The sequence below is a fragment of the Streptomyces sp. NPDC028928 genome, assembly GCF_055564915.1.
Map to the genome: position 1 here is coordinate 35,357 of NZ_JBVHVI010000004.1, position 25,188 is coordinate 60,544.

General features: G+C 75.9%; 2 protein-coding genes and 1 pseudogene. 2 read left to right on the forward strand and 1 reads right to left on the reverse strand.

Annotated features, from left to right (window positions below; all coding sequences use genetic code 11):
- Positions 1-27 precede the first annotated feature (27 nt).
- A pseudogene (locus ACZ4U1_RS11665) lies at positions 28-6,262 on the reverse strand (protein kinase domain-containing protein).
- A gap of 569 nt (positions 6,263-6,831) precedes the next feature.
- On the opposite strand from ACZ4U1_RS11665, the gene ACZ4U1_RS11670 reads away from it, so the two are divergent.
- Positions 6,832-7,326 (forward strand): methylenetetrahydrofolate reductase, encoded by a 495-nt coding sequence (locus ACZ4U1_RS11670; RefSeq protein WP_467902326.1) that lies wholly within the window; start codon positions 6,832-6,834, stop codon positions 7,324-7,326.
- 29 nt (positions 7,327-7,355) lie between these two features.
- Entirely contained in the window at positions 7,356-25,139 is a 17,784-nt protein-coding gene (locus tag ACZ4U1_RS11675) for an SDR family NAD(P)-dependent oxidoreductase (protein ID WP_467902328.1), read from the forward strand.
- Positions 25,140-25,188 lie beyond the last annotated feature (49 nt).

Below are 25,188 nucleotides of genomic sequence, written 5' to 3' on the forward strand. Positions count from 1 at the left end.
TGATCGTCAAATCCTCAGCTGAAGGGGTCAGTTCGCGGCCGGGGAGCCGAAGTACCGCGCGTTGGCCCGCGCGACGGCGTCCCAGTCGGCCCCGTGCGGGAAGCGGACGACGTCCCAGCTGGCGTCGTACAGTCGCTCCTCGGCGTCGGCGTCGCGCAGGGCGCCCTCCTCGGTCGACGGGCCGTCGACGAACACCGCGACGTTCACGCCCGGGAGCCGGTAGACGAAGTCCGGTGCGGCGTTCGCCTCCGTCAGGAAGACGTCCTTCTCGTCCGGCAGCCGCAGCCCCCGCGCCTTCACCCAGCCCAGGAAGTCGCCGCGCGCGGCCGGTTCGGCGGCGGACCGCTCCACCGGCGTGGGCTCGCCCGTCGCGGCGGAGCCGGTGAGCAGCCGCCGGTACTGCTCGGAGCGGGACTCGCCCCGCTCCTCGCGCCGGGCCGTGGCCGACGCGAACCGGACCAGCAGGGCCGCCACCGTGCGCCGGTCGATCTGCGCGTGGTCGAGCTGGTTGCCGTAGGTGAGCAGGCACTCGTAGCAGCCGCGGGCACAGGGGCGTCCGGGGCGGTGCGTCTCGCCGCCCCGGTCCTCGCCCTCGGGGGAGAAGTGACAGATCTCCAGCGCGCGGCGGGCCGCCTCGGCGAGGGCGTCGTCCTCCGCCTGGAGACGGCGCAGGACACCCGCGCCGCCCTCGGCTGCCTCCATGAAGAGGATGCGGCGCCGCGGGCCGTCGTCCGGCGGCAGCAGCTCGCCGGCCAGTTCGGCGTCCTCCAGCTCGAACGCGGCCTCGATGCCCCGTTCCAGCGCGTACATGAACGTCAGCGCGACCGGCTCGGGCAGCGCCTCGTCGAGGGTGACGACGAGGATGTTGCGCCGGTCCTCCACGTACGGGATGACCCGCTTCCTGCGGCGCCGCTCGTTGCCGTCGGCGTCCACCAGCGGCAGCTCACCGGAGTCGCCCGACGCCTGCGCCGCGTCCTTGTCGTTCATCCAGCGGCCGTCGGCGAGGTCCAGCCAGTAGCCCGGCGGCTCGTCCGTACGCGCGCGGACCCGGCCCGTGTTGGTGATGCGGACGGTCGCGGAGTCGCCGTAGGCGATCCGGGCGAGCTGCCCACTGCCGTCGGCGACCGTGGCGTTCAGGCGGCCCTTGCGGGCGCCGTGGTCGTGGAAGCGGTACGACGTCTGAAGCCGGAAGCCCGCGCGGCGCCGCTCCTCCTCGTCCGAGGAGATCCGCTCCCGCCGGCTGGTGTACACCGTGTGCAGCTGCAGCAGGCCGTAGGTCGCCGCGCCGAGCGGCTCGTCGCAGAACCTGCAGCGGTCCTCGCGGTCCTGGGGATCGTGGTGGTAGCCGCAGTGCGCGCAGCGGCGGGCCTCGCCGGTGGTCAGCTCGCCCGAGGAGTCCGGGGGCAGCTGGACGCGGGTCACCTGGTAGCGGGCGCCCTCGTGGTAGACGAGCGCACCGGGACCGAACTCGCGGATCGCCAGGAAGCGGGGACGCTGGAGGTAGTCGCCGTCGCCGCGGCGGCGGCCGGCCGTCGGGATGTACGCGGCCAGCGGCAGGCGCGGGAAGCTGTAGCCGGGCAGGAACCCCTCGGAGGCCAGATAGCGGTACGGGTTGAAGTCGGACAGCACCGACCTGCTGTCGACGCTCTCGTTCATCAGCAGGTTCAGCTGCGTCTCGGCCTCGCGACGGCGGGCGTTGGCGCGGTTGCGGTCGCCCTCGGTGAGGCTGTAGTCCAGGCGCCGCTTGTTCTGGACGTACTGGTCGTGCAGAGCGGCCCGGAACAGGTCGCGCCAGCGGTCGAAGGCGCGGTCGAAGCGCTCCGCGACCGTCCGCACCCTGTCCTCGATCCAGTCGTCGTGCCACCACGTGGTGTCGGCGAAGTCCCTGAACAGCGGGCCGAGAACGCGCAGGGCCGCGTCCACCGTGCGCCGCTGGGCGCCCTCGTCGTGCGCCGCCGCCTGGACGTCGGGCAGCAGGCGCAGGGCCGGGTCCGGGCGGTCGCCGCTGTCCGGGTACGACACGTCCAGGACGTCCGGGACGGAACGGCCCAGGCGCAGGCCCGCCTCGGCGATCCAGAGGCCCTGCAGGTGGGACAGGACCAGGTCCTCGTTGGCCAGGTCCAGGCGCGGCGGGGCCACCGAGCCCGCCACCATCCGCTCCGAGCGGCGGAAGTAGTACTGGTCGTGGCTGTTGCCCGTCGCGCAGTACGTCGTCACCAGCGCGGGCTGACCGCTGCGGCCGGCGCGCCCCGAACGCTGGGCGTAGTTGGCGGGCGTGGGCGGCACGTTGCGCATCATCACCGCGTTCAGCTCGGAGATGTCGACGCCCAGCTCCATCGTGGGGGAGCAGTACAGGAGCTTCAGCTCGGCCTCACGGAACGCCTTCTCGCGCGCCTCGCGCTCCTCCGGCGACACCTGCGCCGTGTGCTCGCGGGCGTACAGGCCGGACAGGGCGTCGGCCGTCTCCCGGTACAGCGCGCGGAAGAACGTGTTGATGCGGGGTCCGTCGCCGCTCTGGTACGTGCGGGTCAGCGGGTCGTGGGCGCCCGACTCGCCCTTGCCGGCCCGCCACACCAGCGACTGGGCGGCCACCCGGTACCCGGTCGTGGTCGCGGACGAGCCCCCGCGGTGGCGGCCGGCCCGCCGCGGCGCCGCCTCCACCTCCTTGACCAGGCTCGCCCCGGCCAGCACCGTCAGCAGCTCGGTGATGATCAGCTGCAGGTCGTCCTGGTCGAGGTCCCGGAAGGCGCGGTCCGCGCGCCGCAGGTACTTGCCGAACTTGCCGCGCGCCGACAGGAACAGGCCCGACCGGTCCATGCCCGGCCGTGACGGGTGCGGATAGGCGGTGCCCACCCGGGGCTTGTCCGCAAAGGACAGCACCCACGGGTCAACCAGCCGCTCCTCGCTGGCGCGCTGCAGCGAGTCGAAGGTGTCGTCGCGGAAGTACGACACGTCGATGGCCAGCGAGCGGCGCATCTCGTCCAGCAGCGTCTTCGTGATCTCGGCCCGCAGCGCCGGGTCGGCGTCCCGCAGCGCCCGGTGCGTGCCGTCCCAGCGGTCCTGCTTGGCGGCGACCCAGTGCAGGTCCTCGTAGTCGATCTCCAGCAGGCCCGTCTGCTCCAGGTTGGGCATGGTGATCCGCCAGCCGCGCTCCAGGTCGAGGTAGAGCCGGAAGGCGACCACGTCGCGCAGGGTGCGGGCCGCGTTGCGGGCCAGCGACGGCGGCAGGTCGGCCTCGCCCGTGCAGTCGGCGGGGGAGACGGCCAGCGTGCCCGTCACCGCCGAGGCCAGTTCCTCGTGGTGCAGGCCCTCCTCGCCGGCGTCCAGGGCCGCCCGGTACAGCGCCCCGCGCAACTGCGTGATCTGCACGAAGTCGTTGAAGTGACCGGCCTGCAGGGAGGCGTCCTGCCGGTTGTCGACGAAGGTGAGGAGCTTGCGGGCCCTCTTGTCGAGGGCCTCCTCCGGCACCGCCTTCAGCGAGCGGACGATCGACGCCGAGACCAGCGAGGTCGCGGAGGAGCGGCCCTCCTGGTCCAGCGTGGCCAGCTTGGCGAAGTCCCGGCCGCGCGTCTGCTCGTAGGCCACCCCGCAGTGCAGGCAGAACAGGAACGGCGACGGGATGAACGCGGCCTTCAGGTCACCCCGGCCCTCCTGCCCGAACGGGTCCACGGTGACGGCCCTCGGCACGCGGTCGCGGTAGGCGCGCTTGACCACCTCCTGGCCCCTGTCGTCCAGCTCCAGCCAGGACTCGGGCAGCCGCCGGTCGTGCACGGCGTACTGCACGTCGGACGGCCACTCCCGCTCGTGGTCGACGTAGAGGTAGCCGTCGCCCTGCCGGCCGCCCGTCGCCGAGGTGTCGCGGCGGGCCTCGTAGCGCACCTCGCCGTCCTTCTCCGTGCGCCACACCGTCGGGCTGTTCGAGCTGGTACGAGCGGGTGAGGTGACGGGAGGCCTTGTCCTCCAGGGTGACGTACACCGTGTCGCCCTTGGACAGGAACTGGTGCAGGCGGAACGCGAACAGGGGGCGCTCGGTGCGTGGGTCGCGCGCCTGCGACCCGGCCTCCAGGGTGTCCCGGATCGCCTGCGCGCACCTCTCCTCGTGCACCCCGGACAGTTCGTGCAACTCCCGTGCGGCGACCTCGACCTGCGTCGGGGGCCGGCGCACCAGGCGGCCCGTGGCCGCCTCCTCGGCCAGCCCGAAGCGGTCCTCGATCCAGCGGGCCAGCGGATCGCGCACGAGGTCGTCGTAGCCGCGCGGGGCGGGGGAGGTGAGCCGTTCGGCGGGTACGGTGGCGGGGGCCTCGCCGGTGGCCCGGACCAGGGTCTCGCCGATGACGTGCTCGGGGCGGACCGTCGTACCGAACAGCGTGCTCGCCACGCGGGCGACCACCTGGCGCCGGTCCTCCGGCGTGCCCTCCGTCGACATGGTCGCCGAGGTGCCGATGCACTGGAGGTGCTCGGCCCCGCAGGCCTCACGGACACGGCGGATCAGCAGGGCGACGTCGGCGCCCTGGCGGCCGCGGTAGGTGTGCAGTTCGTCGAAGACCAGGAACTCCAGGCCGCGGGCCATGCGGATGAGGCTCGCCCGGTCGGCCGGGCGGGTCAGCATCAGCTCCAGCATCACGTAGTTGGTGAGCAGGATGTCCGGCGGGTTGTCGCGGATCTCCCTGCGCTTGCGGTCGTCCTCCTGGCCGGTGTAGCGGGCGAAGGTGACGGGCTCCCGGCCCTCGCCGTAGCCGTCCTGGAGGAACTTCCTCAGCTCCTCCAGCTGGCTGTTGGCGAGCGCGTTCATCGGGTACACGATGATCGCCCGGACCCGCTCGGGAGCGTTCGGGCCTTCCTCGTCGCGCTGGTGGAGCACCCGGTTGACGATCGGGACGATGTAGGAGAGCGACTTGCCGGATCCGGTGCCGGTCGTCAGGACGTACGAGGCGCCGGACGCGGCGGCGTCGATGGCGTCGCGCTGGTGCCGGTGCAGGGTGAGGGGGCGGCCGTCGCACACGGTGCCGCCCTTGGTCTTCCCCGCCTGGAAGACGCGGGCGCACTCCGGGTGCAGCACTTTCTGCCGGGCCAGCTCGGCCACGGAGCCGCCGCCCTGGAAGAAGGGGTTGAGCGACAGCCAGGGATTCGGCCACTGGGACTTGCCGTCCAGGTCCTTCGCGACGTACGCCTTGACGCGGTCGTCGCGGATGACGGTGCCGCCCTCCGTGAAGGAGCGGTAGTCGCGGATGAGGGCCTCGTGGACGCGGAAGACGTCCATGCCCGCACCGGACGCGGTCACGGGAGCCGGCTGATCCGGCGAGGGGGCCCGGACCGGTGCCGGTGCCGCCCGCCGCAGCGGCCGCGTCGGGTCCAGCTCCTCCCAGGCGGGTACGGGGCTCTGCTCGCCGGCGGGTACGGCGAGCGGGAGCAGCGCGTCCCGCACGGTCACGGCGTCGGCCGGGCGGTCCGCGGGGTTCTCGGCGAGCAGCCGGTCCACGAGGCGGGCCAGTTCCGCGGGAAGGTCGGCGCGGATCCGGCGAAGGGGGGCCGGCTCCTGGTGGACGTGCCGTTCGGCCGGCTCGTACGCGGACTCGCCGGTGAACGGCGGGGCCCCGGCCAGCATCTCGTACAGCACGCAGCCCAGCGCGTACAGGTCGGCGGCCTGTGTCACCTGCTTGGCCCGGCACTGCTCCGGCGCCATGTAGCGGGTCGTGCCCACGCCGACGCCGGTGCTGGTCGGCCGCGTCCGGTCCGGGTCGTCCACGATGCTGCCCATGCCGAAGTCGAGCACCTTGACCGTGCCGCCGCGGGTGAGCATGACGTCGGCGGGCTTCAGGTTCCGGTGGACCACGCCCTGCGCGTGCGCGGCGGCGAGACCCGCGGCGATCTGGGCGCCGACGGCGGCGGCCCAGGCGACCGGCAGCCGGGACTCCTCCTCGACCAGGTCGCGCAGCGAGCGGCCGTCCAGCAGTTCCATGGCCAGGTAGGGCAGGCCGTCGCAGTCCTCGGCGATGCCGCCCGCGACGAGCCTGGTGAGGTTGGGGTGGTCGAGCCGGCGCATGAGGGTGACCTCGCGGGCGAAGCGCTCCACGGCCTTGGTGTCGCTTCCGGCGGCCACGCGTGTCCCGGTGCGGCGGCGCAGGATCGTCCTGACGGCGACCGTACGCCCGGCAGCCCCCTCGGGAGCCCGCAGATCCTCGGCCTGGTGGACCTCCCCCAAGGTGCCCCTGCCGATGGCACGCCCGATGCGGAACCTGCCGTCGATGAGCTCGTGGCCCACTGCCGCTCCTTCGCCCTCTGCCGCCTACCCGCCGCCCATCCTGACACCCGCCGGGGCGAGGACGAGGCCGGGGCGGCGGGTGCGGTGGGCGGACTGCAGCCGCACACCCTCCGGCAGGGCTCCGAGACCGTGTGTGATCCATGCCTCAATCAGAGCCAGTCGCTCCAACTCGCTTTTATGATCATCGAGATGAACGGGGGCAGCGGAGTGGGCATACGCGCACGCCGCGGTGAGGAGCGGCCTTGAACAGGTTCCGCTCGCTGACCGCGAGGAAGTCGCACGGCCGGGCACTGGTCGCGACGCCGGAGGGTCTTCCCGCCGGCGTGCCGGTCACCACGGAGACGGTGGCGGACCACCCGGCGCAACGGCGGTCGGGCCATGGTTCCGGTGCGCGGGGAACGTTCGAGCGGGAGTTATCTGGCTTCGACCGCTCGGTGTCACCGTCCTGCCCGTTCGCGTTCTTACCGTCCGGATCGGCCCCGGCGGCAAGGCCGTTACGAAATACGACACGACGCATCGAGGCGTACGCCCCGACCTCCGTGTCCGTGACCCACGGAGCCGGGCACTCGGTGACCGAACTCCGGCAGGTCATCGGGGTGCCCCACCCCGAGAGCTTCACCCACGCGCGTGAACTCGTCCGCCTGATCAGGACGCCGGGGAATTCCAGCGCCGGTGTGGCGGCCTTCCCCGAGCCCCATCCGAGGTCGCCGGAGTGCGACCACGAGATCCGGCACCGCGTCGCCAGGTGCCGCACGGGCGCCGACCACCCCCTCACCCGGATGTTCTCCCCCACGGGGGACTGCCCGCGGCCGCGCGACCACGTGGCCGGCGCGGACTGCGACATCCCGGTCATCCCGGTCATCCCGGCGCTCACGCCCGCCACCGCCCACCGCACCGGCGCGCAACACGCCACCGCGCCGAGCCGGCGGCTGCTCACGGAAGGCGCACGGGGGCCGCACTCCCTTCCGCGCAACCGGTCGTCCGCCGCGCCCGGCATCCACGAGCACCTCCTCCCGCACCACACACCGGCCCTCCGGCCGGCCGCCCTGTCCCTCACCGGCTGACCGCCGAGAACACGAAAGGTCGCGTTCCCATGGACAGCGGACACACCGCGGCAGACGCCAGGCCGTTCCGTGCCGAGGACACCCCCATCGCGGTCGTCGGCGTCTCCTGCCGGCTGCCCGGGGCCTCCTCACCGGACGCGTACTGGCGTCTGCTGACAGGAGGAGTGGACGCCGTCGTGCCCACACCCCCCGAGCGGTGGGGTACCGGGCACGGGGGTTTCCTCGACTGGTCCGCCGTCACCGGGTTCGACGCGGCCTTCTTCGGGATCGGCCCGCGCGAGGCCCTGGCGATGGACCCCCAGCAGCGGCTGATGCTCGAACTGGGCTGGGAGGCCCTGGAGGACGCCCGCATCGTCCCCGGGCGCCTCGCGGGCAGCCGCACCGGTGTGTTCGTCGGCGCCATCTGGGACGACTACGCGACCCTGTTACGCCGGCAGGGCACCGACGCCGTCGGCCGGCACTGGCTGACGGGACTCCAGCGCGGCATCATCGCCAACCGCCTCTCCTACGGCCTGGGCCTGCGCGGGCCGAGCCTGACGGTCGACTCGGCGCAGTCCTCCTCGCTGGTCGCCGTGCACCTGGCCTGCGAGAGCCTGCGCCGCGGCGAGAGCGAACTCGCCCTGGCCGGCGGGGTGAACCTGGCCCTGGCCGCGGAGAGCGCCGCCACCTCGCAGGCGATGGGCGCCCTGTCCCCGGACGGACGGGTCCGCACCTTCGACGCCCGCGCCAACGGCTACGTACGCGGCGAGGGCGGCGCCCTCGTCGTCCTCAAACTTCTCGACCGGGCCCTCGCCGACGGCGACCCGGTCGTGTGCGTGATCCGCGGCAGCGCGACCAACAACGACGGCGGCGGCGACAGCCTGACCGCCCCCGACCCCCGCGCCCAGGAAGAGGTCATCCGGCAGGCCCACGCACGCGCCGGCACCCACCCCGACGACATCCAGTACGTCGAACTGCACGGCACGGGCACACCCGTCGGCGACCCGGTCGAGGCCGCCGCGCTCGGAGCGGCCCTGGGCCGGGCCCGCACCGCGGACACACCCGCGCTGCGGGTCGGGTCCGTCAAGACCAACATCGGCCACCTGGAAGGCGCCGCGGGCATCGCCGGGCTGGTCAAGGTGGCCCTCAGCCTGAAACACCGGCAGCTGCCGCCGACCCTCCACCACGAGACCCCGAACCCCCGCATCCCGCTGGACGAGCTGAACCTGCGCGTCCAGACCGAGCTGACACCGTGGCCGGACGAGCGACGCGACCTCGTGGCGGGCGTCAGCTCCTTCGGCGTCGGCGGCAGCAACTGCCATGTGGTGCTCGCCGAGGCCCCGTCCGCCGCCCGCCCCGAACCGGAGCCCACGCCCGGCCCGCGCGCGGCGGTCCCCGTGCCCTGGGTCCTGTCGGCGCGCACCAGCGAGGCGCTGCGCGAACAGGCCGCGCGTCTCGCCCGCTTCGTGACGGACCGGCCCGGCCTCGACCCGGCCGACGTGGGCCACTCCCTGGTCACCACCCGGTCGTCGTTCGAGCACCGCGCGGTGGTCGTGGGCACCGGCGCCGAGGAACTCCTCGCGGGACTCACCGCCGTACGCGAAGGCCGGTCGGCCAGGAACACCGTCGTCTCCACCGGTCCCGCCGCCCACGGCCGGACCGTCCTGGTCTTCCCCGGCCAGGGCTCCCAGTGGGCGGCGATGGGACGCCGGCTGCTGACCGACAGCGAGCCCTTCGCCCGGCGGATCGCGGAGTGCGAACAGGCCCTGTCCCCGTTCGTCGACTGGTCCCTGACCGAGGTGCTGCGGGAGGAACCCGGCGCGCCGTCGCTGGAGCGGGTCGACGTCGTGCAGCCCGTGCTGTGGGCCGTCATGGTGTCCCTCGCGGAGGTGTGGCGGGCCCACGGCGTGACGCCCGACGCGGTGGTGGGCCACTCCCAGGGCGAGATCGCCGCCGCCCAGGTGGCCGGCGTGCTGACGCTGCGCGACGCCGCGAAGATCGTCGCGCTGCGCTCCCGCGCCCTCGCCCGGCTCGCGGGCACCGGCGGGATGGTCTCCGTGCCGTTGCCCGTCGCCGAGGTCGCCGACCGCATCGCCCCCTGGAGCGACCGGCTCGCCGTCGCCGCCGTCAACGGACCGTCCTCCACCGTACTGGCGGGCGAGAGCGCCGTACTCGACCAGCTGCTGGCCGCCTACCAGGCGGAGGGCGTACGGGCACGGCGCATCGACGTCGACTACGCCTCCCACTCCCCGGGCGTCGAGGCCGTACGGGAGGAACTCCTCGACGCCCTCGCCGACATCACCCCGCGGCCCGCCGCCGACACCGCGTTCTACTCCACCGTGACCGCGGCCCGCGTGGCGGACACCACGCAGCTCGGGGCCGAGTACTGGTACCGCAACCTGCGCCGGACCGTCCGGTTCGAGGAGACCGTCCGCGCACTCCTCGCGGACGGGCACCGGCTGTTCGTGGAGTCCAGCCCGCACCCCGTGCTCGCCGTGGGCGTCCAGGAGACCATCGACCTGACCACCACCCCGGACGACCCGGCGGTGGCCGTCGGCACCCTCCGCCGCGACCAGGGCGACCTCGCTCGGCTGCTGACCTCGTTCGCCCAGGCCCACGTGGCCGGGGCGACCGTGGACTGGACGCCGGTGTTCGGCGGAGCCCGGACGGTGGACCTGCCGACGTACGGGTTCCAGCGGCGGGTGTACTGGCTGCCCGGCGAGGCGGCCGCGGACCCGGCGACCCACACGGCGACCGACACGGCGACCGACACGGCGACCGAGGCGCCGTTCGCCGGCTCCCGGCCGTCGCTGGCGCAGCGGCTGGCCGCGGCGGCCGAGCCGGAGCGGGAGGCCCTGCTGCTGGGGCTGGTCCAGGAAGAGACCGCCGCCGTGCTGGGCCACGACGCCGCCGCATCGGTCGACACCCGGCAGGACTTCAAGGCGCTCGGCTTCGACTCCGTCGCCGCGGTCGACCTGCGCAACCGCCTGAGCGCCGCCACCGGCCTGCGCCTGCCCGCCACCGCCGTCTTCGCCCACCCCACCCCGCACGCCCTGGCCGCCCACCTCCGCGCCGAACTGCTCGGTACCGCCCCGGCCGTGGCACCCGTCGCCGAGCCGGTCCCCGTCCCCGCCGACGACCCCGTGGCCATCGTGGGGATGGCCTGCCGGTTCCCGGGCGGTGTCGAGGGCCCCGACGACCTGTGGCGGCTGGTCGCCGAGGGCCGGGACGCGATCACCCCGTTCCCGGACAACCGGGGCTGGGACCTCGACGCCCTCTACGACCCCGATCCCGCGCACCCGGGCACCTCGTACACCCGGCACGGCGGCTTCCTGCACGACGCCGACCGGTTCGACGCCGAGTTCTTCGGGATGTCCCCGCGCGAGGCACGGGCGACCGACCCCCAGCAGCGGCTCCTCCTCGAAACGGCGTGGGAGGCGTTCGAGCGGGCCGGGATCGACCCCGCCGCCCTGCGCGGCAGCCGCACCGGTGTCTTCACGGGCCTCATGGCGTCCGACTACGGACCCCGCCTGCACGAAGCCGGGGACGGCACCGACGGCCACCTGCTCACCGGCACCGCCGGGAGCGTGGCCTCCGGACGGCTGGCCTACGTCTTCGGTCTCGAGGGCCCCGCGGTGTCCGTCGACACGGCGTGCTCGTCCTCGCTGGTCGCGCTCCACCTGGCCGTGCAGGCGCTGCGCCAGGGGGAGTGCTCGCTCGCCGTGGCGGGCGGCGTGACCGTGATGCCCAACCCCGGCACCTTCGTGGAGTTCAGCCGCCAGCGGGGGCTGTCGCCGGACGGGCGCTGCAAGGCGTTCGCGGCCGCCGCCGACGGCACCGGCTGGGGCGAGGGCGTCGGCGTCCTGCTCGTGGAGCGGCTGTCGGACGCGCGGCGCAACGGGCACCGGGTGCTCGCCGTGGTCCGCGGCTCCGCGATCAACCAGGACGGCGCGAGCAACGGACTGACCGCGCCGAGCGGCCCCGCCCAGGAACGGGTGATCCGCCAGGCCCTCGCCGGAGCCGGACTGACCGCCGCCGACGTGGACGCCGTCGAGGCGCACGGCACCGGCACCCGGCTCGGCGACCCCATCGAGGCCGAGGCGATCCTCGCGACGTACGGCCGGGAACGCCCGGCCGGCCGGCCCGTGCTGCTCGGCTCGGTGAAGTCGAACATCGGGCATCCGCAGGCCGCCGCGGGCGTCGCCGGTGTCATCAAGATGGTGATGGCGATGCGGCACGGCCTGCTGCCCAGGACGCTGCACGTGGACGAACCGACGCCGCAGGTGGACTGGTCGGCCGGCGCGGTGGCGCTGCTGACCGAGAACACCCCCTGGGAGAAGGCGGACGGCCCGCGGCGGGCGGCTGTGTCCTCCTTCGGCATCAGCGGCACCAACGCGCACGTGATCCTCGAGGAGGCGGAGCGCGAACCGGAGCCGGTCTCCAGCGGGCTCGCGGAGCCGGTGGATGCCCTGCGCATGCCGCCGCTGGTGCTGTCGGCGAAGCACCCCGACGCGCTGCGCGAGCTGGCCCTGCGGATCTCCCGGCACCTGACGGCCGATCACCCGCCGCGCCTGATGGACGTCGCGTACACACTGGCCACCGCCCGGTCCCTGTTCGAGCACCGGGCCGTGGTCCTGGGCAGCCGCCGCGAGGACCTCCTCGCGGGCCTGGCCGCGGTGGCCGGCGGCGCCCGGGGCGTGGTGGCGCCGGGGGCGGACGAGGGCGCCGGTGCCGTAGCCGGGCTGGTGGCGTCCGCCGCCGAGGACGTCGTCCAGGGCGTCGGCGTGGACTGGGACGTCCTCTTCGCCGGCAGCGGCGCGCGCCGTGTCGAGCTGCCCGTCTACCCCTTCCGCAAGGAGCGGCACTGGCTCGACACACCCGGGCCACGCACCGCCGGCCCCACGCCGGACGAGAGCGAACAGCGGTTCTGGGCAGCCGTGCAGCAGGGCGACCTCCAGACACTCGCGGAGGAACTCGGCCTCCACGATGCGGGCACAGCGGACGACCTTGGCGGGTTCGGTGGCTTGGGTACGTCGGGTGGCGTCGGTACGTCGGGTGGCGTCGGTACGCCGGGTGCCCCCGCCACGTCCAGCGCCCTCGGCACGCCGGGCGCCTCCGACACGCCTGCCGAAACCGGCACGCCGGGCGCCTCCGGCACGTCTGCCGAAACCGGCACGCCGGGCGCCTCCGGCACGTCTGCCGAAGCCGGCGCCCCCGCCGATCCCAGCGCCCCCGCCGTAGCCGCGCTGACCGCCGCCCTCCCCCTGCTGTCCCGTTGGTACGGCCGGCGGGAGGCCGATGCCGGGGTGGACGGGCTGCGGTATCGGGTCGGGTGGCGGCGGGTCGGGCCCGGGCCGGTTGCCGCGGTCAGTGGGAGCTGGCTCGTGGTTCTGCCCGACGGTCCCCCGCCCGGCCCGTGGGGCGAGGCGGCGGTGCGGGTCCTCACCGCGCACGGGGCCGACGTACGACGGGTCCACCTGGCCCCGGACGCCGACCGGACAGTCGTCGGGGAGCTGCTGCGGCCCCACCTGGAGGCGGGACGGCCGGCCGGGATTCTGTTCCTGCCGGGGCTCGCGGCCGGACGTTCCGGCGGGCACCCGCATGTGCCGGCCGGGCTGGGCTCCCTCCTCGCCCTCATCCAGGCGCTCGGTGATCTGGAGGTGGCCGCCCCTCTCTGGTGTGCCACCACCGGAGCCGTCGGTACCGGCCCCGACGATCCGGTGCGCGACGCCGAGCAGGCCCAGCTGTGGGGAATGGGGCGGATCGCCGCGCTGGAGCATCCCGAGCGGTGGGGCGGTCTCCTCGACCTGCCCGAGCACCCCGACGACGCCGCGGCCGAGCACCTGGCCGGCGTGCTCGCCGGCGCGGCGGGCGAAGAGGACCAGCTGGCGATACGGCCGCACGGCGTGCTGGCCCGCCGCCTGGAGCACGCGCCGGCCCGGGCCGCCGCCCGCCGACCCTGGCGGACCCGCGGCACGGCCCTGATCACCGGCGGCACGGGCGCGCTGGGCGGGCAGGTCGCGCGGTGGCTGGCCGCGGCCGGCGCGGAGCACCTGCTGCTGGTGAGCCGCAGCGGTGAACGGGCGCCGGGCGCCGGGGAGTTGCGCACCGACCTCGAAGCGCTCGGCGCGCGTGTCACGTTCGCCGCGTGCGACGCCGCCGACCGTGACGCCCTCGGCGCCGTACTCGAGGCGATACCGGCGGACCTGCCGCTCAGCACCGTGGTGCACGCGGCCGGGCAGCTCGACGACGCCCTGCTCGACACCCTGACGCCGGCCCAGCTGGAGCGGGCGCTCGCCGCCAAGGCGACGGCGGCCCGCAACCTGGACGAGCTGACCCGGGACCGGGACCTGGCCGCGTTCGTCGTCTTCTCCTCCGTGGCCGCGACCTGGGGCCTGCCCGGACAGGGCGGATACGCGCCCGGCAACGCCTTCCTCGACGCCCTCGCCGAACAGCGGCGAGCCGAGGGCCTGCCCGCCACCTCCCTCGCCTGGGGTGCCTGGGACGGTGCCGGAATGGCGGACGGCAGGGCCGTGGCACAGGAGTTCGCGCGGATCGGTCTGGGGCGGATCCGCCCGGAGGAGGGCCTCGCCGCGCTGGGCCGGGCCCTCGCGGGCCAGGACGTCTGCGTCACCGTGGCGCGGGTCGACTGGGACACCTTCCTGCCCGCCGCCGCGGCCGCCCGTCCGCGCCCCCTGTTCGACACGCTCCCCGAGGCCCGCCGGGCGGCCGCCGCCCCCCAGCCCTCCGCCGCCGACCTGGCACGGCGGCTGACCGGTCTCGGTGCGGCGGAGCGCGAGGAGGAGGTGGCCGCCGTCGTCCGCCGGACCGTGGCCGCCGTGCTCGGCTTCGACTCCACGCAGCGGATCCGGGACCGGCGCACCTTCCACGAACTCGGCCTGACCTCCCTCACGGCGGTGGACCTGCGCAACCGGCTGGGCGCCGCCACCGGGCTGAGGCTGCCGACGACCCTCGTCTTCGACCACCCCACGCCCAAGGCCGTCACCCGGTTCGTCCTCGGCCTCCTCACCGGCGAGGACGGCACCGCCCCGGAGCGCTCCGCGCGCCCGGACGCCCCGCGCACGGCAGACCCCGCCGAGCCGATCGCCATCGTCGGCATGGCCTGCCGGTACCCGGGCGCGGTGACCTCGCCCGAGGAGCTGTGGGAGCTGGTCGCGTCCGGAGGCGACGCGATCGGCGGGATGCCGCGCGACCGCGGCTGGGACCTGGACCGGCTCTTCCATCCGGAACCGGGCCGGCCCGGCACGACGTACACCCGCAGCGGTGGATTCCTGTACGACGCCGCCGACTTCGACGCCGAGTTCTTCGGCATCAGCCCCCGCGAGGCGCTCGCCACGGACCCGCAGCAGCGCCTGCTGCTGGAGACCAGCTGGGAGGCCGTCGAGCGGGCCGGTATCGACCCCGCCGCCCTGCGCGGCACGGACACCGGCGTCTACGTCGGCGCGTCCGCCGGCGAGTACGGCCCGCGCCTGGCCGACCCGGCCGGCGGCGCGGACGGCTACGCCCTCACCGGCGGCGCCGCCAGCGTGATCTCGGGCCGGGTCGCCTACACGCTGGGCCTCGAAGGCCCCGCGGTGTCCGTCGACACGGCGTGCTCGTCCTCGCTGGTCGCGCTCCACCTGGCCGCGCAGGCGCTGCGCCAGGGGGAGTGCTCGCTCGCCCTGGCGGGCGGTGTCACGGTCATGTCCGGCCCGGGTGTGTTCCTGGAGTTCTCCCGGCAGCGGGGGCTGTCGCCGGACGGGCGCTGCAAGGCGTTCGCGGCCGCCGCCGACGGCACCGGGTGGGCCGAGGGCGTCGGCGTGGTGGTGCTGGAACGGCTGTCGGACGCCCGGCGCAACGGGCACCGGGTGCTCGCCGTGGTCCGCGGCTCCGCGATCAACCAGGACGGCGCGAGCAACGGACTGACCGCACCCAACGGCCCCTCCCAGGAACGGGTGATCCGCCAGGCCCTCACCGGAGCCGGGCTGACCGCCGCCGACGTGGACGCCGTCGAGGCCCACGGCACCGGCACCCGCCTCGGCGACCCCATCGAGGCGCAGGCGATCCTCGCGACCTACGGCCGCGGCCGCAACCCCGCGCAGCCCGTCCGGCTCGGCTCCCTGAAGTCGAACATCGGCCACTCCCAGGCCGCCGCCGGTGTCGCGGGTGTCATCAAGATGGTGATGGCGATGCGGCACGGCCTGCTGCCCAGGACGCTGCACGTGGACGAACCGACGCCGCAGGTGGACTGGTCGGCCGGCGCGGTGGCGCTGCTGACCGAGAACACCCCCTGGGAGAACGCGGACGGACCGCGCAGGGCGGCCGTGTCCTCCTTCGGCATGAGCGGCACCAACGCCCACGTCATCCTGGAGGAGCCCGAACCCGGGCCCGCGGACGCACCGGCGCCCGCGCCCCCCGGCGGCCCGGACACCGTCCCCTGGATGCTCTCCGCACGAACCCCGGGCGCGCTGCGCGCCCTGGCCGCCCGGCTGACGCACGCCCTGACGCGGAGCCAGGACACCGTGGACCCGCTCGCCGTCGCCCGCGCCCTCGCCACCACCCGCTCGGCGTTCGAGCACCGGGCCGTGGTCCTCGGCAGCCGCCACGAAGACCTCCTCGCGGGTCTGGCCGACGTCGCCGCCGGCGCCCAGGGTGTGGTGGCGTCGGCCGCCGAGGGCGGCGTGCCCGCACCCGGACCGGTGGCGGAGGCCGCCGCGGACTTCACCCGGGGCGGCGAGGTGGACTGGACGGCGGTCCTCGGCCGCGCCGACGGACCGCCGGCGGAGCTGCCCACCTACCCCTTCCAGCGCAAGCGGTACTGGCTGGACGCCCCCGTCGCCCCGGCCGCGCCCGGCGCGGGCCGGCCGCTGGACCACCCGCTGCTCTCCTCCGTCGTCCACCTGGCGGGCACCGGCGAGCACGTGTTCACCGGCCGCCTCCTGGACCGGGCACAGCCGTGGCTGGAGGACCACCAGGTCGCCGGAACCGTGCTGCTGCCCGGCACCGCCTTCGTCGAACTGGCGCTGCGCGCCGGCGCCCACCTCGGCTGCGAAGCCCTGGACGAACTCAGCCTGACCGCCCCGCTCCTCGCCCCGCCCACCGCCGGCATCGCGCTCCAGGTGTCCGTCGGGACACCCGACGAAGCGGGCCGCCGCCCCGTGCGGATCTTCTCCCGGCCCGAGGACGCGGACCCGGACCAGCCCTGGATCCAGCACGCCGACGGCCTGCTCGGCACCGCCACGGACACCCACGACGACACCCCGGACCTCGGGGCGTGGCCGCCGCCCGGCGCGTCCCCCGTCGACGTCGGGGACCTCTACGAGCGGCTGGCCCGCCGCGGCTACGGCTACGGCCCCGCGTTCCAGGGCCTGGTCCGGGCCTGGCGGCACGGCGACGACATCCTCGCCGAGGTGGCCCTGGCCGACACCGAAGCGGCCGAGGCCGACCGCTACGGGCTGCACCCCGCCCTGCTCGACGCCGCCCTGCACACCATCGGGCTCGCGGCCGGCGACCCGGACGACGCCCCCGCCGTACTGCCCTTCGCCTGGCAGGGCGTGTCCGTCACGACCCACGGACCCGCCGCCCTGCGGGTACGGCTGGCGATGACCGGACCGGCGCGGGCCGCGCTGACCGCGTACGACGAGGAGGGGCGCCGTGCGGCGGCCATCGGCTCCGTCGTCCTGCGCCCCGTACCCGCCGACCTGACGACCGGCCGGCCCGCCGGCGCGACGGCGCTGTACCGCCTGGACTGGCCGACCGCCACCCTCGCCCCCACGCCCGACGGGGACGCCGTACCCCGCCCGGTGCTGATCACCCCGGACGCCGCCCCGCTCCTCACCGCCCCGGCCACCGGCGCGCCGCTACGCCGCTACCCCGACCTCACCGCCCTCCGCGCCGCGATCGACGCCGGCGAACCGATCCCAGACCTCGTCGTCGCCGACGTGCGGCTGGACGGCGCCGGTGCCGAGGGGCTCGCCGGCGTGGGGCTGGACGGCGCCGGTGCCGAGGGGCTCCCCGGCGTCGCGCCGGATGCCTCCCGCGCCGAGGCGGTTTCCGGTGTCGCGTCGGACGCTTCCCGCGCCGAGGCGGTTTCCGGTGTCGCGTCGGACGCCTCCCGCGCCGAGGCGCTCGCCGACGTGCGGCCGGATGGCGCCGGTGCCGAGGGGCTTGCCGGCGTCGGGCCGGACGACTCCCGCGCCGAGACGCTCCCCGGCGTTGCCCCGGACGCGGTCCCCGGCGAGGCGCTCCCCGGCGTCGCCCGGGACGCCGTCCCCGCCGAGGCGCCCCCCGGTATCGCCCCGGACGCCGTCCCCGGCGAGGCGCTCCCCGCCGTCGCCCCGGACGCCACCCCCACCGAGCCGCTCCCCGGCGCTGCGGCCAAGACGGTCGTGCGGGCCCTCTCGTTCGTTCAGGACTGGCTTGCCGACGACCGGCTGGCCGGTGCGCGGCTGGTGCTGGTGACCCGGTCGGCCGTGGCGGTGTCCGCGGCCGAGCCGGCCGACCCCGCCGGGGCCGCCGCCTGGGGGCTGCTGCGCTCCGCGCAGACCGAGCACCCGGGGCGCTTCGTCCTCGCCGACGTGGACGGCACCGAGGCCTCGGCGCGCGTGCTGGCGTCCGCGGTGGCCGGTGACGAGCCCCAACTGGCCCTGCGCAACGGCACCCTGCACGTGCCCCGCCTGGTCCGGCACACCGCCCCGGCGCGGCCGGCCGCCCCGGTGTTCGACCCGCGCGGCACCGTCCTCGTCACCGGCGGCACGGGCCTGCTGGGCCGTCTCGTCGCCCGCCACCTGGTGACCGAGCACGGCGTACGCCACCTGCTGCTGGTCAGCCGGAGCGGTGAGAACGCCCCCGGCGCCGAGGAACTGCGGGCCGAACTGACCGGGCACGGCGCCCGGGTGACCGTGGCCGCCTGCGACCTGGCCGACGGCGACGCCCTGGCGGCGCTCTGGTCGGCGCTCCCGGCCGGGCATCCGCTGACGGCCGTGGTCCACGCCGCCGGCGTGCTGGACGACGGCCCGGTCGCCTCGCTGACGCCCGACCGCCTGCACCGCGTGCTGCGCCCGAAGGCCGACGCGGCCTGGCGCCTGCACGAGCTGACCCGCAGCCTCGACCTGTCCGCCTTCGTGCTGTTCTCCTCCGCCGCCGGGGTGCTCGGCTCGGCCGGCCAGGGCAACTACGCGGCGGCCAACGCCTTCCTCGACGCCCTCGCCGCACACCGCCGGGCCGAGGGTCTGCCCGCCACCTCGCTGGCCTGGGGGCTGTGGGCGGAGCGCAGCGGGCTGACCGCGGGACTCGACGCGACCGATCTGCGGCGCCTCGCACGGACCGGGGTCCGGCCGCTGACGACCGAGGACGGGCTCGCGCTCCTCGACGCGGCCCTGGCCGCCGACGAGCCCGCCCTGGTACCGGTGAACCTGGACCGCGGCTCCGGGGAAGCCGCGGCCGGCCCGCTGCCGGCACCGCTGCGCGACCTGCCGCGCCCCGCCGCGGCCCGGCGCCCGCGGCGCTCCCGGCGTACGGCCGCCCCGGCCGGCGCGCTCGCCGAGCGGGTGCGCGCCATGACCGAGACCGAGCGCCTGCGCGTCCTGGCCGGCCTGGTGCGCGAGGAGTCCGCCGCCGTGCTGGGCCTGGACCCGATGGACGAGACGCACGACACGCGGGCCTTCGCCGACCTGGGGATGGACTCCCTCACCGGGCTCGAACTGCGCAACAGGCTGGCCGCGCTGACCGGGCTCACCCTCCCCGCCGGGCTGGTGTTCGACCAGCCCACACCGGGCGAGCTGGCCGGCTGGCTGGCAGCCGAACTCCTCGGCTCCGACGCCCCCGAACCCGGCCCGGTACGGCAGCCCACCCGGGCCGCCGACGACGAGCCGATCGCGATCGTCTCCATGGCCTGCCGCTACCCCGGCACCCCCGACACCGGCGACATCACCACGCCCGACGCCCTGTGGGCGCTGGTGGCCGCCGGAGCCGACACCGTCGGCGACATGCCGGACGACCGCGGCTGGAACCTGGAGGAGCTGTACGACCCCGAGCCCGGCCGCCCGGGCCGGAGCTACACCCGCCGGGGCGCGTTCCTGCGCGGTGCCGCCGACTTCGACGCCGACTTCTTCGGCATCAACCCGCGCGAGGCCCTCGCCATGGACCCGCAGCAGCGGCTGCTGCTACAGGCCGGCTGGGAGGCCGTGGAACGGGCCGGCATCGACCCGGCCACCCTGCGCGGCACCCGGAGCGGGGTCTTCGCCGGGGTGATGTACCACGACTACGGCTCCTGGACGCGCCGCGTGCCCGAGGAGGTCGCCGGGTACCTCAGCTCCGGTACGGCGGGCAGCGTGGCGTCCGGCCGGGTGGCGTACACCCTGGGCCTCGAAGGACCCGCCGTGTCGGTCGACACGGCCTGCTCCTCCTCGCTGGTCGCGCTGCACCTGGCGGTGCAGTCCCTGCGGTCGGGCGAGAGCGACCTGGCGCTGGCCGGGGGCGTGACGGTGATGTCGACCCCCACGCCCTTCATCGAGTTCTCCCGCCAGCGCGGGCTCGCTGCCGACGGGCGCTGCAAGCCGTTCGCCGCGGCGGCCGACGGCACCGGCTGGGGCGAGGGCGTCGGTGTCCTCCTCCTGGAACGGCTGTCGGACGCCCGCGCCCACGGACACCCCGTGCTCGCCGTGGTCCGCGGCACCGCCGTCAACCAGGACGGCGCCAGCAACGGCCTGACCGCGCCCAACGGCCCCTCCCAGGAGCGGGTGATCCGCCAGGCGCTCGACGCCGCCGGGCTGACCGCCGCCGACGTGGACGCCGTCGAGGCGCACGGCACCGGCACCTCGCTGGGCGACCCGATCGAGGCGGAAGCCCTCCTCGCGGTCTACGGCGAGGGCCGCCCGCCGGAGCAGCCGCTGCTCCTCGGGTCGGTCAAGTCCAACCTCGGCCACACCCAGGCCGCCGCGGGCGTCGCCGGCGTCATCAAGATGGTGATGGCCATGCGGCACGGCGCACTGCCCAGGACCCTGCACCTCGACGAGCCGACACCGCACGTCGACTGGTCCTCCGGCGCGGTGCGGCTGCTGGACGAGAGCGTGCCCTGGCCGGCGACGGGCAGGCCGCGCCGGGCCGGTGTCTCCTCCTTCGGCATCAGCGGCACCAACGCCCACGTCATCCTCGAACAGGCCCCGGCGGAACCGGCCGCCGCCCGCCGCCCGCAGCCCCCGCAGCCGGTCGCCAGCGAGGCCGTGCCCTGGCTGCTGTCGGCCCGCGACGCCGAGGGGCTGCGCGCCCAGGCCGAGCGGCTGCGGCAGCGCCTGGCCGAGCGCCCGGACCTGCGCCCGGTCGACGTCGGCTACTCGCTGGCCACCGGCCGTACCGCCTTCGAGTACCGCGCGGCACTCGTCGGCGCCGGCCGCGAGGACTTCCTGGACCGGCTGGACGAGCTGTGCTCCGGGGACACCGCACCCGGACAGGCACAGGGCCGTACCACCGGCGGCGGACTGGCCTTCCTGTTCGCGGGACAGGGCAGCCAGCGCCTCGGCATGGGCCGTCGGCTGCGCACCCGGTACCCCGTCTTCGCCGAGGCGTTCGACGCGGTCTGCGCGGAGCTGGACCGCCACCTCGCGCGGCCGCTGCGCGAGGTCGTCGACGCCGAGGACGACACGGAGGAGTCGGCGCTGCTCGACACCACCGAGTACACCCAGCCGGCCCTGTTCGCGGTCGAGGTGGCCCTCTTCCGGCTGCTCGACCACTGGGGCGTCCGCCCGGACGTGCTGGCCGGGCACTCCGTCGGCGAACTGGCCGCCGCCCACGTCGCCGGTGTGCTGAGCCTGCCCGACGCGGCCGCTCTGGTGGCCGCCCGGGGCCGGCTCATGCAGTCCCTGCCGCCGGGCGGGGCGATGGTCGCGGTGGGCGCCCCCGAGGCGGAGGTCCTGCCGCTGCTCACCGAGCACGTCGCGATCGCGGCCGTCAACGGCCCGGCCGCGGTGGTGCTGTCGGGGCGGACCGAGGAGGTCCTCGCGGTCGCGGAGCGGCTGGACGACCGCGGGCACCGGGTCACCCGGCTGCGGGTCAGCCACGCCTTCCACTCGCCCGAGATGGAGCCGATGCTCGCCGACCTGCACGCCGTGGCGAAGGGCCTCACCTTCCACCCGCCGCGGATCCCCCTCGTCTCCACCGTCACCGGGCTTCCGGCGACGGCCGAGGAGCTGACCTCACCGTCGTACTGGACCGAACAGGCACGCCTGCCCGTCCGCTTCCACGACGCGGTACGGCGACTGGTGCGGGACGGCGCGCGGACCCTGCTGGACGTCGGGCCCGACGGCTCGCTCGCCGGCCTTGCCGCGGGCGCCGGGGACCCGGCCGTGGCGGCCGTCGCCGCGCTGCGCCGCGACCGGCCCGAGACGGAGACCCTGGCCGACGCCCTGGGCCGGCTGTACGTCCGCGGGGTCGCGGTCGACTGGGAGGCGTACTTCACCGGGACCGGCGCCCGACGCGTGGACCTGCCGACGTACGCCTTCCGGCCGGAGCGGTTCTGGCTGCCCGCGACGCCGGAGCCGTCCGGTCCCGGCCTGGCGAACTCCGGACTGGACGCCCCGGACCACCCTCTGCTGGGCGCCTGCGTGGAACTCCCGGACACCGACGAACTGGTGCTCACCGGCGCGCTGTCGGCCGACACACACCCCTGGCTGGCCGGTCACCGGGTGCGCGGCGAGATCCTGCTGCCCGGCGCCGCCTTCGTGGAACTGGCCCGCCACGCCGGAGCCCGGCTCGGCCGCGGCCACCTGGCCGACCTGACCCTGCACACCCCCCTGGCGCTGCCCGGCCACGGAGCCGTGCACCTGAGGGTGCGGGTGAGCGGGGACGACGGCGACGGCCGGCGCCGGCTCACGGTGCACGCCCGCCGCGCCGGCGCGCCCCAGGAGCCGTGGACCCTGCACGCCACCGGCCTGCTGACCCGGCCCGCGGCCGCGGGGAACCGGCCGCCCACCGGCGCCTGGCCCCCGCCCGGCTCGGTACCGGTACCGGTCGAGGGCCTGTACGACGAACTGTCCGCGACCGGGGTGGAGTACGGCGACCCCTTCCGCGGACTGCGCGCGGCCTGGCTCCACGACGGCGACGTCCTCGCCGAGGTGGCGCTGCCGGAGGAGGCCGCCCAGGACGCCGCGCTGTTCGGCCTCCACCCCGCCCTGCTGGACGCGGCCCTGCACGCCGCGGCCCTGCTCGCGCCGCGCGGCACCGCCGCCCCCGTCCCGCGCCTGCCGTTCGCCTGGAGCGACGTGGCGCTGCACACCGACGGCGCGGACCGGTTGCGGGTACGGCTCACGGCACGCGGCGACACCCTCACGCTCCACCTCGCGGACGCCGCCGGAGAGCCTGTCGGCACCATCGGCTCCCTGCTGCTGCGCCCGGCCGCACCGCCCGCACCGGAGCCGTCCCTCTACGAACTGCGGTGGCCGCCCGTGCCCCTCGGCCCGCCCCCGGCGGGCACGAGCACGGCCCTGCTGGGCACCGACCCGACGGACGGCCTCGACGCCGTACCGGGCGCCGTACGGTACGCCGACCTCGACACCCTGCTCGCGGCGCTCGACCGCGGCACGGCCGCCCCGGACCTGCTCCTCGCGCCGATGGTTGCCGGCGCCCCGGACAACGCCGTCACCACACGCACCCGCACCGCGCTGAACGCGACCGTCGGCCTGCTGCGCCGCTGGTCGGCCGAGCCACGCCTCGCCGCCACCCGCCTGGTACTGCTGACCCGCGGCGCGGTCACCGTCGCGCCCGGCGACACGGCACCCGACCCGGCGGCCGCGGCGGTGTGGGGACTCGTCCGCTCGGCACAGAGCGAACACCCCGGCCGCATCGTCCTCGCGGACACGGACCGGCACCCCGTCTCGGTCGCCGTACTCCCCGGGGCCGTCCGAACCGGCGAACACCAGATAGCCCTGCGCACAGGCACCCTCACCACCCCCCGCCTCACCCCGACACCAACCGAACCCACCCTGCGCACAGGCACCCTCACCACCCCCCGCCTCACCCCGACACCAACCGAACCCACCCCCGCACCAACCGCTCCCCCCGCTGCACCGGCCGCTCCTGCATCGGGGCCGGCCGGGTCTGTGCCTGCGTCGGCCGGGTCTGCCTCGGGGTCGGATGAGCCTGCCTCCGCGTCGGCTGGGTCGGCGCCTGCGTCGGCTGGGCCTGCCGCGGGGTCGGCCGGGTCTGTGTCTGCGTCGGCCGATCCTGCTTCGGCGTCGGCCGGGTCCGTTCCCGCGTCGACCGGTCCCGACTCGGCATCGGCTGAGGCTGCCTCCGCGTCGGCTGGGTCCGTTCCCGCGTCGGTTGGGTCGGCGCCTGCGTCGGCTGGGCCTGCCGCGGGGTCGGCCGGGTCTGTGCCTGTGTCGGCCGATCCTGCTTCGGCGTCGGCCGGGTCCGTTCCCGCGTCGACCGGTCCCGACTCGGCATCGGCTGAGGCTGTCCCCGCGTCGGCCGGGTCCGTCCCCGCGCCGGCCGGCCCTGCCCCCGCTTCGCCCAGGTCCGTCCCCGCGGCGGGCGGTTCCGTCGTGCCCGCCCCGGTGTTCGACCCCTCCGGCACCGTCCTGGTCACCGGCGGTACCGGGGGGCTGGGTGCCCTGGTCGCTCGTCATCTCGTCTCCGCGCACGGTGTACGGCATCTGCTGCTCGTCGGGCGGCGCGGGCAGGCGGCGCCGGGGGTGTCGCGGCTGGTCGGCGAGTTGGCCGAGTCGGGGGCCCAGGTGCGGGTCGCCGCCTGTGATGTGTCCGACCGGGGCGCCCTCGCCCGGCTCCTCGACTCCGTGCCGGCCGACCGGCCCCTCACCGGCGTGGTGCACTGCGCCGCGGTGCTGGACGACGGGGTGCTGGAGTCGCTGACGCCCGAGCGGGTCGACCGGGTTCTGCGGGCGAAGGCCGACGCGGCCTGGCACCTGCACGAGCTGACCGCGGACCGGGAGCTGAGCGCGTTCGTGCTCTTCTCGTCCGTCGCGGGTGTCCTGGGCGCCGCCGGACAGGGCAACTACGCGGCCGCCAACGCCTTCCTCGACGCCCTCGCCACGCTCCGCCGCACCCAGGGCCTGCCCGGCACGGCGCTGGCCTGGGGCTGGTGGGGAGGCGAGGAGGGCATGGCGGGCGGACTCGGCACCGCCGACCGGGCCCGGCTGGCCAGGACGGGCGTCACCGCCTTCGAACCCGCGGAGGCCCTCGCCCTGTTCGACACCGCCCTCGGGCGGGACGCGGCGGTCCTCGTCCCGGTCCGCCTGGACACCGCCGTCCTGCGCGAGCGGGCCCGGGAGGCGACGCTCGCCCCGGTCCTGCGCGCACTGGTCCCCGACCCGTCACCGGCCGCCGAAGGCCAGGCGCCGGCCGCCGAGAGCCGGCCCCCGTCCCCGGCCGGGCGGGCTCCGGAGACCGCGCCGTGGCGTGAGCGGTTGCGGGACACCGGCCCCGAGCAGCGCGAGGACGTGCTGCTCACCCTGGTACGCCGTGAAGTGGCCAGGGTCCTCGGCAGGCCGTCCCCCGCGGGCGTGGACGCCCACGACCGGCTGCTCGACCTGGGCTTCGACTCCCTCACGGCGGTGGAACTCCGGAACCGCCTCGGTGAACTGACCGGCCTGCACCTGCCCGCCACGCTGGTCTTCGACCACCCCACGCCCGCCCGCCTGGCCGGTCACCTGTCGGCCTCCCTGGCGGACGTCACCGGCCCCCGGTCCGCCGGACCGGACCCGGTCGAGGCGGTACCGAAGGGCTCCCCGGCCCCGGCGGGGGAGGACGGCGGTCTGGCCGAGGCCACCACCGCCGACGAACTCCTGGCCTTCATCGACAAGAACCTCAGAAGGCCCTGACCTCAGAAGGCCCTGACCTCAGAAGGCCCTGACCTCAGAAGGTCCTGAC

What these genes read in the sequence shown, in the direction of transcription:
- ACZ4U1_RS11675 (WP_467902328.1), top strand. Translation starts at nt 7,356, where the DNA reads ATGGACAGCGGACACACCGCGGCAGACGCCAGGCCGTTCCGTGCCGAG.